Source organism: Rhodococcus sp. DK176 (assembly GCF_038447315.2).
Taxonomy (GTDB): Bacteria; Actinomycetota; Actinomycetes; order Mycobacteriales; family Mycobacteriaceae; genus Rhodococcus_F; species Rhodococcus_F jostii_A.
In genome coordinates this window covers 2,337,272-2,355,052 of the sequence record NZ_CP118321.2, presented here as the reverse complement: position 1 = coordinate 2,355,052, position 17,781 = coordinate 2,337,272, and the positions used below count along the sequence as shown (strand labels likewise).

Genomic DNA, 17,781 nt, shown 5'->3' with positions numbered 1-17,781 from the left:
ACAACCGTGAGCGTGCGACATCCCACACCGGGTGACGACGACATCGCCGTGGTCGGCATCGCCGCGCGCTACCCCGAGGCAGCGAACCTGGCGGAGTTCCGAGCCAATCTCGCGGCGGGCCGGGACTCGGTGCGTCCGCTGTCCCGGTCACGGGCGAAGGCGACCGGGCTGGGGCCTCCCTCCCACTACCACGCGATGGGTTTCGTCGAGGACATCTCCACGTTCGACTACGCGTTCTTCACCCTGTCGAAACGGGAAGCGTCGCTGATCGACCCGCAGCAGCGTCTCGCACTGGTCCTCGCGTATCAGGCGGTCGAGGACGCCGGTTATTCGGTGGCCGAGTTCCGCGACAGCGCGACGGCGGTGGTGTTCAGCGCCGCCACCTCGACGTATCCGGCGATGTGGGCGGAACCGGGTGTGCTGAGCACCCTGGGCAACGTTCCGTTCGCGGTGCCGGCCCGGATCGCGTACCAGCTCGGCCTCACCGGACCTTGCTACGCCGTCGATTCGGGGTGCAACGGGTCGCTCATCGCGGTGCAGCACGCCTGCCGGGAGCTGCGGTCGGGTGACGCCGATTTCGCCCTCGCGGGCGGAGTCAGTCTGCGAGTGAACGGCCTCCGCGCGGACATGGCGGAGGGATCCGCGGAACTGATGTCTCCCGGCGGGCGCTGCCGCGCGTTCGACGCGAACGCGGACGGCACCGCGGTCGGGGAGGGTGGGGCGGCTCTTCTCCTCACCACCATGGCCCGCGCCCGCGCGGATCGCGTCCCGATCCACGCCGTGATCCGCGGCACCGCAACGGTATCCAGCGGGCATTCGTCCGCAACCATCAGCTCCCCGAGCGCGCGGGCGCAGGTGGCCGTCATCTCCCGGGCCTGGCAGAAGGCGGGTCTCACCCCGGACGATGCCGGGTACCTCGAGGCCCACGGATCGGGAACTCCACTGGGCGACGCGGTCGAACTCGAAGGGATCACGTCCGCGTTCCGGGACCGTCCCGGCGTCCTGCCGATCGGTTCGGTGAAGACCAACATCGGTCACCTCGACCACGCCGCCGGGGTGTCCGGTCTCGTGAAGGCGATCCTGAGTGTCGAGCACGGCGAGTTGTACCCGTCGCTGCACTTCGAACGACCCACCGGCGGAGTCGACCTCGCGGGCAACGGAATCGAGGTGGTCACCGAGGCCCGGATGTGGAGCGACGAGACCGGACCCCGGCGGGCCGGGGTGAGTTCGTTCAGCCTCGGCGGCATCAACGCACACTGCGTGGTGGAACAGCCGCCGGAGCGTGCCGCCGGATCCCGCGCCGGCACGACGACTCGGCTGGTCGGGGTGTCGGCGAAGAGCGTGGGCGCCCTGGCCGCACTGTGTGCCGAACTGGCGACGGCCGTGCGCGGGCAGGACCTCGACGATGTGGCGTTCACCCTCAACCGCGGCCGCCCGCACCACGACCACCGGGTGGCGGTGCACGCACGCAGCATTGCCGAACTCTCGCAGTCGCTCGCTGCGCGCGCCGCCGAACTCGTCGCCCGCGGCGAGGACTCCGCACCGCCCACCCGGCAACGCCCCGCCGTGGCGTTGCTGCTGTCACCCGACCGGATGCCGCCCGCATTGCGTGGCCGCAGCCTGCCGTCGGAGCTTCCCGCCACCGGCGACGAGGCGGACCTCCTCGCAGGCCAGATCGCCGTCCACCGGGAACTCCGCGCCGCCGGCGTCACCGTCGACGCCGTCCTCAGCGGTGGCGTGTCCCGGTACGCGGCCCGGTATGTGCGGGACGCACTGTCGGCGGTGGAGACCGCCGACATCACCGCCGCGGCCGCGGACCCCTCGATCGACACGGACCGGCTCGTCGCCGTCGCGAAGGGCATGCTCGCGGACGGACCCGTCGTCTTCGTGGAGCCGAGCCCGGAGGGACGCCTCGGGGCACTGCTCGCCGACGCCCTCCGCGACACGCCAGATGCCGAAATACTTCGCGCGACGGACACATCCGACGCGGTCACACACCTCCTCGCCGGGCTCTACGAGCGCGGAATCGACCTCGACTGGGCAGCCGTCGACCGCGGTGACGACTCTGCCTGGCGAGTGCGCCTACCCGGACACCCGCTGCGCGGTTCGCGGTGCTGGTTCGACCTCCCGGGCCAACCCGACTGGGCCGACGCCCCGGACAATCCGTCGGCGGAACCGAGCGCGCAATCGGCGACGGCCGCGCCGGAAGACAGCCTCGACTGGTTGCAGACGACACTGCGCGAGTTGCTTCACAGCGAAAGGGACGTGGGCGCCGACGACGACTATTTCGACCTCGGTGGAAACTCGCTCATCGGCATGCAACTCGTCGACCGGGTGTCGGACCGATACGGGGTCCGGCCCAAACTTATCGACCTGTACGAGCGGCCGAAGGTCGCAGACTTCGCCGCACTCCTCGCGGACGGCACGTCCGCGTCCGGTGGGCTGCCCCCGATCATGCCGCGGGGGCGGCACGTGATGTCTTTCGGTCAGGTACGTATGTGGTTCCATCACCAACTCGACGCCGTCACGACCATCTACAACCTGCCGATGGTCAGCGAATTACACGGGCCGATCGATGAATCCGCCGTCCGGGGTATGTGGGACGATCTCGCCGCACGGCATCGGGTGCTGCTGTCCAACTACGTCGAGGTGGACGGGGAGCCGGAACTGCGGATCCGCGAATCCCTCGGCGACTTCTTCCGCACCGCCGACGTGTCGGGCGAACCGGATCCGGTGGCCGCGGCCCGGGCACTCGTACACGAGGCCGCGGTGGCACCGTTCGACCTGGCCACCGACCCGCTCGTGCGGGCACTGCTCATCCGGATCGGCCCCGACGAGCACGTCCTGCAGGTCACCACCCACCATTCCGTCAACGACGGGGGTTCGCCGAGGATCTTCGAGCAGGAACTGCCCGCCCTGTACGCGGCACGCCGAGCCGGTCGCCGCGCCGACCTCGCCCCGCTCCCCATCGAGTACTGGGACTACGCCCTGTGGCAGCGGGAACTGATCGCGAGCGCCGCGCTCGACCCCGAACTCGAATACTGGAGAACCGTCCTGGAGGACGTTCCGCTGCTCCGGCTGCCCACCGACTTCCCACGCCCGGAGCGAAAGAACTTCACCGGCGCGTTCCACACGTTCACCGTCTCCGAGGACCTGACACGGAGCCTGCGGGCCGTGGCACGCAGGGAGTCCGTCTCGCTGTTCGTGGTGCTGCTCTCCGCGTTCTACCTCCTCATGGCGAGCCGCAGCCGCCAGCGCGACCTCGTGGTCGGCACACCGACGACCGGACGTAACCGACCGGAACTGTCCGGCATGATCGGGTACTTCAACAGCACGGTGGCGCTGCGCGCCGACCTGTCCGGGGACCCGACCGTCGCGGAATTGTGCGCACGCGTGCGTGATGTGGTGCTCGGCGCCCTCGAACACCAGGAGATCCCGTTCGACCGCGTCGTCACCGCACTCACCGGCGACCGGGACCTGAGCCGGACACCCCTGTTCGACGTCTGCCACGTCCACCAGGAACTGCCGGCGCTGCAGTCGCAGCAAGGACTCATCGAGACGCTGTTCGACCAGGAGGATCCCGCGGCCATCGCGTTCGGCGGGGTGCCATCCGGCACGGCCAAGTTCGATCTCACCCTCGTCACCACGGAGCGGGCCGGCGAGGACGGCATGGCGGCCGGGCTCGAGTTCAGCACGGAACTGTTCACCGAGCAAACTGCCGCCGCGTTGTGCGCCGAGTACGTTCGCATCCTCGACGGTGTCGCGGATTCTCCGCGTACACACCCCATTTCCGTGTTCCTGACCGACGCGGCTCCGGCGCCGGCGTCGCGACTCGTGTCGCCGCCCCTGGTCCCGGCGGATCGGCCGCGGCAGCCCTCGACCGGTGCGGAACCGCCGCGCTATTCGACCGCACGGGTGACTGCGGCGCTCGACGGAGAGCCGGGGCATCCGGAACTGCTCGCCGCCTGGCTCACCCTCCTCGCCTGGTACACGGCGCAGGACGAGGTGGCGGTGGGCACGGCCACAGGGCCGGAAGCCTCGCCGCGGCTCGTGGCCGTGGACCTGTCCGGCGACCCCACCTACCCGGAACTGGTGGAGACCGTACGCCGGGAGCTGTCCTCGGACAATCGCGCGGCCGGCACGGCGACGCAGCACTTCCCGGTGCGCTACGACGGAGAGCGCGACGACAATGCCGAGCCGGCCGACCTGTCACCCGTCGAACTCGGGCTGTCGTGGACCCGCGGCACCACGGCATTCACCCTCGAACTCGACTACGCCACCGACCTCTTCGATCGGAGCACGGCCACCGCGATGCTCACCGACCTCCGGCGGCTGCTGCCCGGACTCGAGGCTCACCCCGACCTGCCCACCCAGGAGGTGGCAATGGAGTACGTGCACCAGGACGACACCGGCTTCACCACGGAGGCAGTGCGATGACGAGTGGCAGCGTGATGAGCGTCGGTGTGGTCGGGGCGGGAACCATGGGTGCCGGGGTGGCCGAATGTCTCGCGCAGGCCGGCCACGACGTGATCGTCGTCGACCCCGACCCGCAGGCTGTCGACCAGGCCCGGTCGCGGATGCGCGACTCGCTGCGGCTGGCGATACTGCTCGGCAGGGCCGGTGGCCCGAAACCCGCCGAGGTCACCGCGCGGGTGCACTGGACCGGGGAGATGACCGATCTGCGGGACGCCGCCGTCGTCATCGAATGCGTCCCCGAGCGAATCGACCTCAAGGAGCAGGTCTTCGCCGAACTGGACCGTGTGTGCGTACCCGACGCGCTACTCGCGTCGTGCACCTCCGGCATCCCCGTCGACCGTCTCGCGGACACCACCACGAGGCCGGAACGGGTTGTCGGACTGCACTTCATGAACCCCGCCCCGCTCAAGGACACCGTGGAGGTGGTGCGGGGGCCGCGGACGTCGCCGCAGTCGCTGGACCGCGCGCTGGCGCTCCTCGCCTCCTTGAACAAGACCGGGATCGTCGTCGGCGACGGACCCGGATTCCTGCTCAACCGTGTCCTCATGCTGTGCATCGCCGAGGCGGCAGCCGCGCTCGGCGACGGAATCGCCGACGCGGAGACCACCGATGCGTTGTTCGAAGGCTGCCTCGGCCACCCGATGGGACCACTGCGGACCGCGGACCTGATCGGCCTGGACAACGTCCACGACACGATGACCTCGCTGCGCGAATTGACCGGTGACGACCACTACCGCCCGCCCGAGTCGCTCGTCGCCCTGGTCGAGGCCGGTCATCTCGGGCGTAAGACCGGGCGGGGATTCCATGAGTACCGGTGAGGTGCTGCCCCTCACCTACGACCAGCTCGCGGTGCTCCGTGCCGGGTCGCGCGACGCCTCCTTCGGTCAGTATCTCGAACTCGACGGGCCGCTCGACGAAGACCGATTCTGCCGGGCACTGCAGAAGACGTTGGCCGAATGCACCGGACTGCACAGTACTTTCGTGCTCGACGGCCCGGAACCCGGCCAGGTCACCGGCGCCGCGGTGACCGGCGCGGACGTCCTCGACGCCGCCGCGTCCGACGATCCCGGCCGACTCGTGACGACGTGGATCGACCACGAGCTGAACCGCCCCATGGACCCCGGCACCGGGCCGCTGTACGTGCACGTCCTGTTCCGGCTGCCCCACGGCAGATACGGGTGGTTCCAGCGTTACCACCGGCTGGTGAACGACGAATTGGGCATGACGGCGATCGTCCGCCGCACCGCCGAGGCCTACGAGACGGGGGCCGCCGCTCCCACCTCGCCGCCCGAGTCCCGGCCGTTCGTGTCGCCCTCCGTTCCGCTGACCGCCGATGCGCGATACCGCGAGAGCGCCGCGTGGGCGGACGACCGCCGCTACTGGGAGCACCTGCTCGCCGGAGCGTCGCGACACGAGACCCCGCCCGGACCGATCGCCGGAGGGGAGAACCTCGGCCCGTTCACCGTTCCCGCCGACGGCGCGCTCGTGCGGCTCGCACGCCGCAGCGGCGGTGGTCCCGACGCTGTCCTGCTCGCCGCGCTGGCGGTGTACTTGCACAGCCGCACCGCCGTCGACGACGTGCTGGTCGGGCACCGGTCGCACGGGTCCACCACACCCGTGAGACTTTCCCTCGCACCGCAACTCACGTTCGACACGCTGACACGGCACGTGGGTCTGCAACTCCGGCGATCCCGACGACACCGGTACCTCGCTTCCGAAGATGGCGCGGCGGACTCCTGCCCGGTGGCGGGCGGCATGCGCGAATCGCTCGGCGTCGAGTGCATCGGCGCGGGTGCCGTCGCCGTCGTGAAGCGATGGGACTCCGGCGGCGACGGGATGGTCGTGGACGTCGACGACCGCGACGGGTCCTGGACCGTCGACGTGCACGGACCCGGCGACGCGCAGCGCCTTTCCCACATCCTCGCCGCCGCGGTCGGGGCACCGGATACACCGCTCGCCGGGCTGGATGTGTTGGGTTCGGGTGAGCGGGGGGTGTTGGTGCCGGTGCGGGGTGGGGTGGGTGTGGGGGTGCGGTTGTTGCCGGAGATTTTGGCGGGGGGTGTGGGGTTGGGTGGGGGGGGGGTGGCGGTGTCGTGTGGGGGTGTGGAGTTGTCGTATGGGGAGTTGGATGAGTGGTCGAATCGGTGGGCGCGGGTGTTGATCGGGCGGGGTGTGGGTCCGGAGTTGGTGGTGGGGGTGGCGGTGCCGCGGTCGGTGGAGTTGGTGGTGGCGGTGTGGGCGGTGGTGAAGTCGGGGGCGGCGTTCGTGCCGGTGGATCCGGTGTTGCCGGAGGTGCGGGTGCGGGAGTTGTTGGTGGATTCGGGTGCGGTGGTGGGGTTGTCGGTGTCGGGGGTGGTGTTGCCGTCGGTGGTGGAGTGGTTGCGGGTTGATGATGTGTCGGTGGTGGAGGGGGTGTCGGGGGGTGTGGTGTCGGATGGGGAGCGGACGAGGCGGTTGGTGGGTGGGTGTGCGGCGTATGTGATGTATACGTCGGGGTCGACGGGGCGTCCGAAGGGGGTGGTGGTGACGCATGGGGGGTTGGCGAATTTGGTTGAGGAGGTGCGGGTTCGGTTTGGTTTGTGGTCGGGGTGTCGGGTGTCGCATGTGGCGTCGCCGAGTTTTGATGCGTCGGTGTACGAGTGGTTGATGGCGTTTTCGGTGGGGGCGCGGTTGGTGGTGGCGCCGCCGGGGGTGTTCGGGGGTGCGGCGTTGGGGGAGTGGTTGGGGGTCAATGGGGTGACGCATTGTTTTGTGACGCCGTCGGTGTTGGCGACGGTGGAGGAGGGGGCGTTGGGGTCGGTGCGGGTGTTGGTGGTGGCGGGGGAGGTGTTGGGGTCGGAGTTGGTGGCGCGGTGGGCGCCGGGGCGGGAGTTGTTCGATGCGTATGGGCCGACTGAGGTGACGGTGCAGGCGACGGTGAGTGATGCGTTGGTGGCGGGGGGTGTGGTGACGGTGGGTGGTCCGGCGGTGGGGGTGGAGGTGGTGGTGCTGGATGGGTGGTTGCGGCCGGTGCCGGTGGGTGTGGTGGGGGAGTTGTATGTGGGGGGTGCGGGGTTGGCGCGGGGGTATTTGGGGCGGGCGGGGTTGACGGCGGCGTCGTTTGTGGCGGATCCGTTCGGGGGTGTGGGTTCGCGGTTGTATCGGACGGGGGATTTGGTGCGGTGGGATGGGTTGGGGTCGTTGGTGTTTGTGGGGCGGGCTGATTTTCAGGTGAAGGTGCGGGGGCAGCGGGTGGAGTTGGGGGAGGTGGAGTCGGTGTTGGGGCGGTGTCCGGGGGTGGCGGCTGCGGTGGTGGTGGTGGGTGAGGGTGGTCGGTTGGTGGGGTATGTGGTGCCGGAGGTGGGGGTGCGGGTGGATCCGGGTGTGGTGGTGGAGTTTGCGGGGTCGGTGTTGCCGGGGGGTGTGGTGCCGTCGGTGGTGGTGGTGTTGGGGGAGTTGCCGGTGACGGCGAGTGGGAAGTTGGATCGTGCCGCACTCCCCGCACCCGTCGTTGCCCGCGGACCACACCGCGCGCCACAGACAGCAGCGGAGCACACGCTGGCGTCGGTGTTCGCCGAGGTACTGGGGCTCGACCAGGTCGGGTTGGACGAGTCGTTCTTCGCGCTGGGCGGCGACAGCATCCTGTCGATCCGGCTCGTATCCCGTGCCAAGGCACGAGGATTGGTGTTCACGCCGCAGCAGGTGTTCGAGCACCGGACCGTGGCCGCGCTCGCGGCGGAATCGGAGATCGCGGACGGTGAGACCACAATCGCCCTCGCCGAACTCGCGGGCGGCGGAATCGGCACGTTCCCGCCGACGCCGGTGGTCCGGTACCTGATCGAGCGCGGCGGGCACTTCGAGCGGTTCAGCCAGAGCGTGCTGCTCGACCTCCCGGACGGCATCGACCCCGACCGGCTCCTCGCGACGATCACGGCGGTGCTCGCACGACACGACATGCTGCGGTCGCGGCTCTACCAGGACGCGAACGGGCAGTGGCAGATGGAGACTCGTGCCGCAACCGAGATCGACACCGACACACTGGTCCGACGCATCGCCTTCGACCCGGCGACCGATCCCGGCACGCTGGCAGACCTGATCGCGACCGAACACCAGGCGGCCGTGGAGAGATTGCGCCCGTCCGACGGGGTGGTCGTCCAGTTCGTGTGGCTCGACCCGGAGCCCTCCGCCGCGCCCCCGGCCCGGACGGGACGAGTGATCGTGGTCGCGCACCACCTCGCGGTCGACGGGGTGTCGTGGCGGATTCTGCTGCCCGACTTCGCCGCCGCCTGGTACCAGGTCAGCACAGGGAGCGTGCCGTCCCTCCCGGAACCGGCGACGTCGATGCGCCGATGGGCGCACGCGCTGGCCGACGAAGCTGTCCGAAGCGAGAGAGCCGCCGAACTGGTGTGGTGGCAGAACGTCGTCGACGGACCCGACCCGCCGATCACCGAACGCCCCCTCGACCCGGGCCGGGACCTCGCGACTGCGCTGCGGGACGTGAGTGTCGAGACCGCCCCCGACGATACGTCTGTTCTGCTCACACGCCTGCCGGGGCTGTATCACGGGGGTGTCCTCGACGTCCTGCTGACGGCGCTGGTGGTGGCGTCGTCGAGGTGGCGAGCCGGGCGGGGGATCCCGGGAACGTCGATGCTGATCCGGCTGGAAGGGCACGGCCGGGAGCAGCAGGTGGTGCCGGGCGCCGACCTGTCCCGCACCGTCGGCTGGTTCACCACGGTCTTTCCGGTCCGCGTCGATCTCCAGGGTATCGACCTCGACGACGCGCTGACCGGCGGCCACGACATGGGCAGCGCCGTGAAACGCGTGAAGGAACACCTCCGGGCAGTGCCCGACATGGGGATCGGCTACGGACTGCTCCGCTACCTGAATCCGGACACGGCCGGCAGCCTGCCGAGAACCGAACCCGGGCAGATCAGCTTCAACTACCTCGGACAGGTTCCGGATTCGGCGGATCACGACACCGCGGTCGGCTGGAGCCCCGCCGACGGGTTCGGCGACCTGCGGTACGTCCCGGACCCCGACATGCCGGCGTCTGCCGCCATCGAGGTCAACGCGATCGTGATCGGCGGACGACTCCGGGTCGGGTTCGGTTTCCCGGACACCCTGCTCGCACATGCCGAGGTGGACACGCTGGCAGAACGGTGGCGGGAAGCGTTGTCCGCATTGGTGTCCCACGCTCGCGGCGGGGACGCAGGCGGACTCACACCGTCGGACGTTCCCCTCGTCGACGTGACCCAGAGCGACCTCGACACCTGGGAGGAGCGCTTCGGCGCGCTCACCGACGTGTGGCCGCCCGCACCCCTGCAGGCCGGGTTGCTGTTCCACGCCCTGCTCGCGAAACCGTCGATCGACGCGTACACGGTGCAGGTGGAACTGCACCTGAAGGGGGACGTCGACCCGGACCGGATGCGCCGCGCCGCACAGGCATTGCTGGATCGGCACGCGAATCTGCGGGTGGCGTTCGTCCCCGCCCGAGACGGAACCTTCGTCCAGGTGGTTCCCGCTGCCGTCGACCTGCCGTTCCGCGAGATCGACCTCACGGACCTGCCCGAGGCCGCGCGCACCGCCGAACTGGACCGGGCCCTCACCGCCGACCGGGCCGCGCCGTTCGACACCACCCGGGCCCCACTGGTGCGGTTCCTGCTCGTGACGACCGGCAGCCACGAATCGCGGCTCGTGTGGACCAATCACCACACCCTCCTCGACGGATGGTCGATGCCGTTGGCGATCCGCGAACTGCTCGCGCTCTACATGGCCGGAGACGATGGGTCGGCGTTGCCGCGACCCCGGCCCTACCGAGACTTCCTGTCGTGGCTGCATCGCCGGGACCCCGCGGAAGCACGAGCGGCGTGGGCGACCGCGCTCGCCGGCGTCGACGGTCCGACACTGCTGCTGGCGGACGCACGGGGACGGCCGCTGTCGGCCCCTCCCGAGAGCGCCCTGTTCACCCTGCCCGAGGATCTGACCGCCGACCTCACCACCCTGGCGCGTACCCGCAACACGACACTGAACACGGTGACACAGGTGGCGTGGGGCATCGTGCTCGGCGCTGCGACGTCCCGCCACGACGTGACGTTCGGAAGCACCGTGTCCGGGCGGTCGCCGCACCTGACCGGCGTCGAATCGATGATCGGATTGTTCGTCAACACCGTGCCCACACGCATCACGCTGAACCCCCGGGAAACGCTGGGCCGACTGCTCGACCGGACACAAGCGGAACAGGCAGCCCTCCTCGACCACCACCACCTCGGTCTCGCCGACATCCAGCGAGCAGCCGGCCCCGACATCGGGTTCGACACGGCAACCGTCTTCGAGTCGTACCCGATCGACCGGGGAGGCCTGACCGAGAACACCGACCTCGCCGGCATCCGGGTGGTCGACGTGCGCGGCGTCGACGCCACACATTATCCGCTGAGCGTCGCCTTCTCGGTGGACACGCAGCTGCGCATGACGTTTCACTACCGACCCGACCTGGTCGACAGGGCCACCGTCGACGCGATGGCAGGCCGGGTCACCCGGGTGCTCGAGGCGATGGCCTCCGATCCGGATGTCACGGTGGCTCGTGTGGATGTGTTGGGTTCGGGTGAGCGGGGGGTGTTGGTGCCGGTGCGGGGTGGGGTGGGTGTGGGGGTGCGGTTGTTGCCGGAGATTTTGGCGGGGGGTGTGGGGTTGGGTGGGGGTGGGGTGGCGGTGTCGTGTGGGGGTGTGGAGTTGTCGTATGGGGAGTTGGATGAGTGGTCGAATCGGTGGGCGCGGGTGTTGATCGGGCGGGGTGTGGGTCCGGAGTTGGTGGTGGGGGTGGCGGTGCCGCGGTCGGTGGAGTTGGTGGTGGCGGTGTGGGCGGTGGTGAAGTCGGGGGCGGCGTTCGTGCCGGTGGATCCGGTGTTGCCGGAGGTGCGGGTGCGGGAGTTGTTGGTGGATTCGGGTGCGGTGGTGGGGTTGTCGGTGTCGGGGGTGGTGTTGCCGTCGGTGGTGGAGTGGTTGCGGGTTGATGATGTGTCGGTGGTGGAGGGGGTGTCGGGGGGTGTGGTGTCGGATGGGGAGCGGACGAGGCGGTTGGTGGGTGGGTGTGCGGCGTATGTGATGTATACGTCGGGGTCGACGGGGCGTCCGAAGGGGGTGGTGGTGACGCATGGGGGGTTGGCGAATTTGGTTGAGGAGGTGCGGGTTCGGTTTGGTTTGTGGTCGGGGTGTCGGGTGTCGCATGTGGCGTCGCCGAGTTTTGATGCGTCGGTGTACGAGTGGTTGATGGCGTTTTCGGTGGGGGCGCGGTTGGTGGTGGCGCCGCCGGGGGTGTTCGGGGGTGCGGCGTTGGGGGAGTGGTTGGGGGTCAATGGGGTGACGCATTGTTTTGTGACGCCGTCGGTGTTGGCGACGGTGGAGGAGGGGGCGTTGGGGTCGGTGCGGGTGTTGGTGGTGGCGGGGGAGGTGTTGGGGTCGGAGTTGGTGGCGCGGTGGGCGCCGGGGCGGGAGTTGTTCGATGCGTATGGGCCGACTGAGGTGACGGTGCAGGCGACGGTGAGTGATGCGTTGGTGGCGGGGGGTGTGGTGACGGTGGGTGGTCCGGCGGTGGGGGTGGAGGTGGTGGTGCTGGATGGGTGGTTGCGGCCGGTGCCGGTGGGTGTGGTGGGGGAGTTGTATGTGGGGGGTGCGGGGTTGGCGCGGGGGTATTTGGGGCGGGCGGGGTTGACGGCGGCGTCGTTTGTGGCGGATCCGTTCGGGGGTGTGGGTTCGCGGTTGTATCGGACGGGGGATTTGGTGCGGTGGGATGGGTTGGGGTCGTTGGTGTTTGTGGGGCGGGCTGATTTTCAGGTGAAGGTGCGGGGGCAGCGGGTGGAGTTGGGGGAGGTGGAGTCGGTGTTGGGGCGGTGTCCGGGGGTGGCGGCTGCGGTGGTGGTGGTGGGTGAGGGTGGTCGGTTGGTGGGGTATGTGGTGCCGGAGGTGGGGGTGCGGGTGGATCCGGGTGTGGTGGTGGAGTTTGCGGGGTCGGTGTTGCCGGGGGGTGTGGTGCCGTCGGTGGTGGTGGTGTTGGGGGAGTTGCCGGTGACGGCGAGTGGGAAGTTGGATCGTGCCGCACTCCCCGCACCGGACGCTCCGGTGCGTCGATTCCGGGCTCCGGCAACCCCGTTCGAGGCCGTCGTCGCCGAGGTGTACGGCGACGTCCTCGGTGTCGACCGCGTCGGTGCCGACGACGACTTCTTCCGGTTGGGCGGAGATTCGCTGTCGGCCACCCGGGTCGTTGCACGGGTCGATGCCGCTCTCGGCGTCGACGTCGGCGTGCACGCTCTGTTCGAGGCGCCCACCGTGACAGGGTTCGCGGAGCGCGCGGCGAAAGCAGGAGTGCTGACGCACCGGCCGGAGTTGCGGGCGGCGCCGCGCCCCGAGCGTATTCCCCTGTCCCTGGCCCAGACCCGCATGTGGTTCCTCAACCAGTTCGACACCTCTTCGCCCGCCTACAACATCGCCATGGCGTTCCGGCTCACCGGCGCACTCGACCTCGACGCACTGCGGTCCGCGATGACCGATGTGGTGGAGCGTCACGAATCGCTCCGCACCCGGTTTCCGATGGCCGGCGACGAACCGGTGCAGGTGATCCTCGCGGCTGCGGATTCGGTGCCGGACCTGCCCGTCGCGACCGTGTCGAGCGACGCGGAGTTGCAGGAAGGGCTGTCGGCGGCCGTCTCGGAAGGGTTCGACGTCACCGGGCAGATCCCCTTGCGGGCAGCCGTGTTCGAGACCTCCGACACCGACAGGGTGCTGCTGGTCGTGGTCCACCACATCGTCGCGGACGGCGTGTCGATGGTCCCGCTCGCACGCGACATGATGGTGGCGTACACCGCGCGGGCGGCCGGGCACGCCCCGGAGTGGCATCCGCCGACGGTCCAGTACGCCGACTTCACGCTCTGGCAGCGCCAACTCCTCGGGGCGGAAGACGATCCGCAGTCGATGGTGTCGCAGCAACTGGACTACTGGCGCACCACGCTGGCCGGTCTCCCCGCCGCCCTGGACCTGCCCTCCGACCGCCCGCGGTCGATGCAACGCACGCCCGACGGGAGCAGGGTCGGATTCGAGATCGACGCCGGTCTGCACCGCCGGCTGCTGGCGACGGCGTCCACGCACCAGTCGACCGTGTTCATGGTCGCGCACGCCGCGCTGGCCGCCTTCCTCGCGAGGATGTCCGGCACCGAGGACATCGCCGTCGGCACCCCGGTGGCCGGGCGCGGCGAGGCCGCACTCGACGACGTCGTCGGAATGTTCGTCAACACCGTGGTGCTGCGGACCCTCGTCTCCGACGCGAGCCGGTTCTCCGAACTGCTCGAGCAGGTGCGTGACGTCGATCTCGGTGCGTACGCCCACGCCGAGGTGCCGTTCGAGAAGGTCGTCGAAGCGCTCGATCCGCCCCGCTCGACGGCACATTCACCGCTGTTCCAGGTGCTGCTCGAGTTCCAGAACGTCGAACGCCCCGACCTTTCGCTGCCCGGCGTCGAGGTCGAGGGCATCGACCTCGGTGCCACGATCGCCAGGTTCGACCTGCAACTGACGTTGTCCGAGGAGTACACGGACGACGGAACGCCGGCAGGCATCACCGCCGGTTTCACCTACGCCACCGACCTTTTCGACGCCGAAACCGTCGCCGGCCTGGCCGACCGGTTCGTCCGGATGCTCGATGCGGCCGTCACCGACCCGTCGATCCGGGTCGGCGACCTCGAGATCCTCGATGCCCTCGAACGGGACGAACTCGTGCCCGTGCGCGGCTTCCCCGCGGTCGCGGAACGCACCCTCCCGGACGTCCTCACCGCCGGCGCCGCGCCCGCCCCGGGGGCCACCGCAGTGTCGTGCGACGGCGTCATCGTGACGTACCGGGAACTCGACGAGCGGTCGAACCGGCTGGCCAGGGCCCTGATCCGCCGAGGTGCCGGTCCGGACGCGTTCGTCGCGATCGGCGTGCCGCGATCGATCGAGTGGGTGCTGTCGGTGTGGGCGGTCGCGAAATCGGGGGCGGCGTACGTGCCGGTCGATCCCACCCTGCCGCCCGCGCGCACCGGCGGCATGCTCGAGGATTCGGGTGCGGTGCTCGGGCTGACGGTGACGGCGTACCGTGACCGGTTGCCCGGGGTGGTGCCGTGGCTGCTGCTCGACGATCCCGAGGTGGCGAACGGATACTCCGGCGACCCGGTGATCGACGCCGATCGTCTCCGCCCGCTGAGGGTCGAACACGCGGCTTTCCTGCTCTACACGTCGGGGTCGACGGGAACACCGAAGGGGGTCGTGCTCACGCACGGCGGACTCGCGAATCTCGCAGTCGAGGAACGGGAACGGTTCGCGTCCATGCACGGTGCGCGGGTGTCGCATCTCGCGTCGCCGAGCTTCGACGCGTCATTGTTCGAACTGCTGATGGCGTTCGCCGTCGGCGCGACACTGGTCATCGTGCCACCGACCGTCCTCGGGGGACGGGAACTGGCCGAACTCCTCGCGAGCGAACACGTCTCGCACGCATTCTTCACCCCCACGATCCTGGACACCCTCCGTCCCGAGGACCTCCCGTCCCTGCGGATTCTCGCCGTGGCGGGCGAGCGGTTCCCACCCGAACTGGCCGACCGCTGGACCCAGGGACGATTCGTCTTCAACGGATACGGACCCACCGAGGCGACGGTGCAGACCACGGTCAGCGAGGTGCTGTCCCCCGACGAACCGGTGAACGTCGGAGGTCCCGGGCGGGGCGTCGAGGTGATCGTGGTGAACACCTGGTTGCAGCCCGTTCCGGTGGGCGTGATCGGGGAACTGTACGTCGCGGGGCCGGGGCTCGCGCGCGGCTACCACCGGCGGTCGGCGCTGACGGCCGGATCCTTCGTGGCGAACCCGTTCGGCGAACCCGGCTCCCGCATGTACCGGACCGGCGACCTCGTGCGGTGGAGCGAGATCGGCAGGCTGGAGTATGTGGGACGCAACGACTTCCAGGTGAAGATCCGTGGCCAGCGGGTGGAACTCGGCGAGATCGAATCGGTGCTGGCCCGCTGCGACGGTGTCGGCCGCGCGGCGGTCACCGTGCACAGCGGCACCGGCGACCGGCTGGTGGGATACGTGACGGCCGAAGCCGGTGCAAGTATCGACACCGCCGAGGTACTCCGGTACGCCGGATCCCACCTCGCGCCGTACATGGTGCCGGCCCAGCTGGTGGTGCTCGACCGGCTGCCCGTCGGCCGCACCGGCAAGCTCGACCGGCGAGCGCTACCCGCACCGGTGCTCGCGCCCCGAGAGTTCCGGGCACCCGCCACCCCGGTCGAGGAGGCGGTGGCGGAGGTCTTCGCCGACGTCCTCGGCATCGACCGCGTCGGGGCCGACGACGACTTCTTCGAATTGGGCGGGAACTCGCTCGTCGCGACCCGGGTGGCGTCCGCGCTCCGCGACCGGCTCGGCACCGACGTCGTCCTGCAGTGGATCTTCCGCAACCCCACCCCGGAGGGCCTGGCTCGCCGCATCGTCGACCCGTCAGCCCTCGGAAGCGTGCCCGCGGACGACGTGCTGAACGTCGTCGTTCCGTTCCGGGCGTCCGGTGCGCAACCCGCGCTGTTCTGCGTGCACCCGGCAGGCGGGCTTGCGCTGGGATACGCCGGACTGATGAAGTACGTCTCGCCCGACCGTCCGGTGTACGGGCTGCAGCTGCCGATCCTCAGCGGCGGAACGACGTTCGAGTCGATGGCGCAGCTCGCCCACCGGTACGTCGTCGAGATGCGCGCGGTGCAGCCCCACGGCCCCTACCACCTACTGGGCTGGTCCCTCGGCGGCGTCATCGCCCAGGCCGTCGCCGTCGAACTCCGTGAGTCCGGCGCCGAGGTCGGCACACTCGCGATGATGGACAGCTACGTCGCGGAGGGCGACAACTTCGGTGACCTCGAGGTGAACGCCGAGGAGTGGCTGCACGGGCTGGGTGTCGAGTTCGAGGGCGAGGGCGGCGACACCGGCACGTCGTACCGCGAGCAGTTGGTCGAGATGCTCGGACGATCCTTCGGCCGCGACCCCGCGTTCGCGTCGACCCTCCTCGGTCGCATCAGCACCGGCCTGGAGAACTCGAAGGAGATCTCCACCGGATACCGGCCGCGGGTGTTCGACGGCGACCTGGTGTTCTTCAGCGCCGCGCATTCCGCCGACGGGGAAGAAGGCGAACGGCCGTCGCCGAGCGTGTGGCAGCCCGCGATCACCGGCGTGATCGTCGAGCACAAGGTGGAATGCGACCACCTGCGGATGACCACGCCGGAAGCGCTCGCGGTCATCGGGCCGATCCTGGAGCGCTCCCTGGGGTCACGCCCCGATCGCACCGCCGATGACGGGCCAGGACTCCCGTAACTCGGTCTCGAACAGCCCCCACGAATGCGTGCCCTGCGAGACGTAGGCGAACGTGGCGGGAATCCCCAGCGAATTCAGCCGCGACTGGAACGCGGCCGCACACACGTTGGTCACCATCTCGACGACGCTGCCGCCGATCGTCTGAGGCACCACCAGCACCGGGTCGTGGTTGTCGATGCTGCCGGGAAGTCCGTTGCCGCTCGAGACGAACAACTCTGTGCCCCGCAGACGTTCGGCGTTCAGCATCGGGTCGTGCACCCGCCACCGCGGGTCCACGACGGAGCCCCACATGTTGGCCGCATTGCCGCCGCCCCGCAATTCCACCATCGACCGCACCATCGCCTGGCCCAGCAGTCCGCTCGTCGCGGCACACCCGCTGTACGAGCCGACGGCCCGGTAGAACCCCGGAACCTGGACGGCGAGGTCGAGTACCGCGCCGCCCGCCATCGACACCCCGCCGATGGCGTTCGACCCGGTGGTCGCGAACCGGCTGTCGACGGCCGCGGGGAGTTCGCTCGTCAGGTACGTCTGCCACTTGTTCCGGCCGAGGACCGGATCGTCGGCATCCCAATCGGTGTACATGCTGTACTGGCCGCCGATCGGCATTACCACGGTGACATGCTTGTCGGCGAAGAAGTCCCGCACACCGGTGTTGTTGAACCAGGAGATCCCGTCCGACCCGCCGCCGATGCCGGTGAGTAGGTAGAAGGTCGGCGCCGGACCGTCAGATGCGGGAGAGATGACGTCGTTGGCCACCCACCGGCCCATCGACTCCGAATACACGTCCACCCTGGTGATGCGGGGCTCCGCCGAAACCGACGGCGGGCCGAGCGCCGCCCACCCGGAAACGACCAGCAGCATCACCGCCAGTACACGCAGAGAGAACGCGGATCGCAGAGCTTCGAACGGTCGCATGGACGCCCCCTGGCTGTGGCCTGCCCTTCCAATCTAGGACTGCGGGGC

Annotated in this window: 4 protein-coding genes; 3 read left to right on the top strand and 1 reads right to left on the bottom strand. The window is 69.7% G+C overall.

The genetic code is table 11. The features are described from left to right. The first annotated feature begins 6 nt into the window (after positions 1–6). The 3 genes from PSR88_RS11145 to PSR88_RS11135 are packed head-to-tail and all read left to right on the top strand — an operon-like array spanning position 7 to position 16,818. On the top strand, positions 7–4,437 hold the full coding sequence (locus tag PSR88_RS11145; RefSeq protein WP_016882698.1) for a condensation domain-containing protein: 4,431 nt from the start codon (positions 7–9) through the stop codon (positions 4,435–4,437). Then, a complete protein-coding gene (locus tag PSR88_RS11140) occupies positions 4,434–5,294 on the top strand; it encodes a 3-hydroxyacyl-CoA dehydrogenase family protein (RefSeq protein WP_016882699.1) in 861 nt (286 codons plus the stop codon). The genes PSR88_RS11145 and PSR88_RS11140 overlap by 4 nt, the downstream gene beginning before the upstream one ends. Continuing rightward, positions 5,281–16,818, top strand: coding sequence for an amino acid adenylation domain-containing protein (locus tag PSR88_RS11135; RefSeq protein ID WP_342338134.1), 11,538 nt, complete (start codon positions 5,281–5,283; stop codon positions 16,816–16,818). Before PSR88_RS11140 ends, PSR88_RS11135 begins: the two co-directional genes overlap by 14 nt. Here PSR88_RS11135 and PSR88_RS11130 read toward each other — a convergent pair. Next, the gene (locus tag PSR88_RS11130) at positions 16,774–17,733 is read right to left on the bottom strand and encodes an alpha/beta hydrolase (protein WP_009474870.1); all 960 of its coding nucleotides are present in this window, start codon (positions 17,731–17,733) and stop codon (positions 16,774–16,776) included. The genes PSR88_RS11135 and PSR88_RS11130 overlap by 45 nt on opposite strands. Positions 17,734–17,781: the final 48 nt, after the last annotated feature.

What these genes read in the sequence shown, in the direction of transcription:
- PSR88_RS11140 (WP_016882699.1), top strand. Translation starts at nt 4,434, where the DNA reads ATGACGAGTGGCAGCGTGATGAGCGTCGGTGTGGTCGGGGCGGGAACC.
- PSR88_RS11135 (WP_342338134.1), top strand. Translation starts at nt 5,281, where the DNA reads ATGAGTACCGGTGAGGTGCTGCCCCTCACCTACGACCAGCTCGCGGTG.
- PSR88_RS11130 (WP_009474870.1), bottom strand. Translation starts at nt 17,733, where the DNA reads ATGCGACCGTTCGAAGCTCTGCGATCCGCGTTCTCTCTGCGTGTACTG.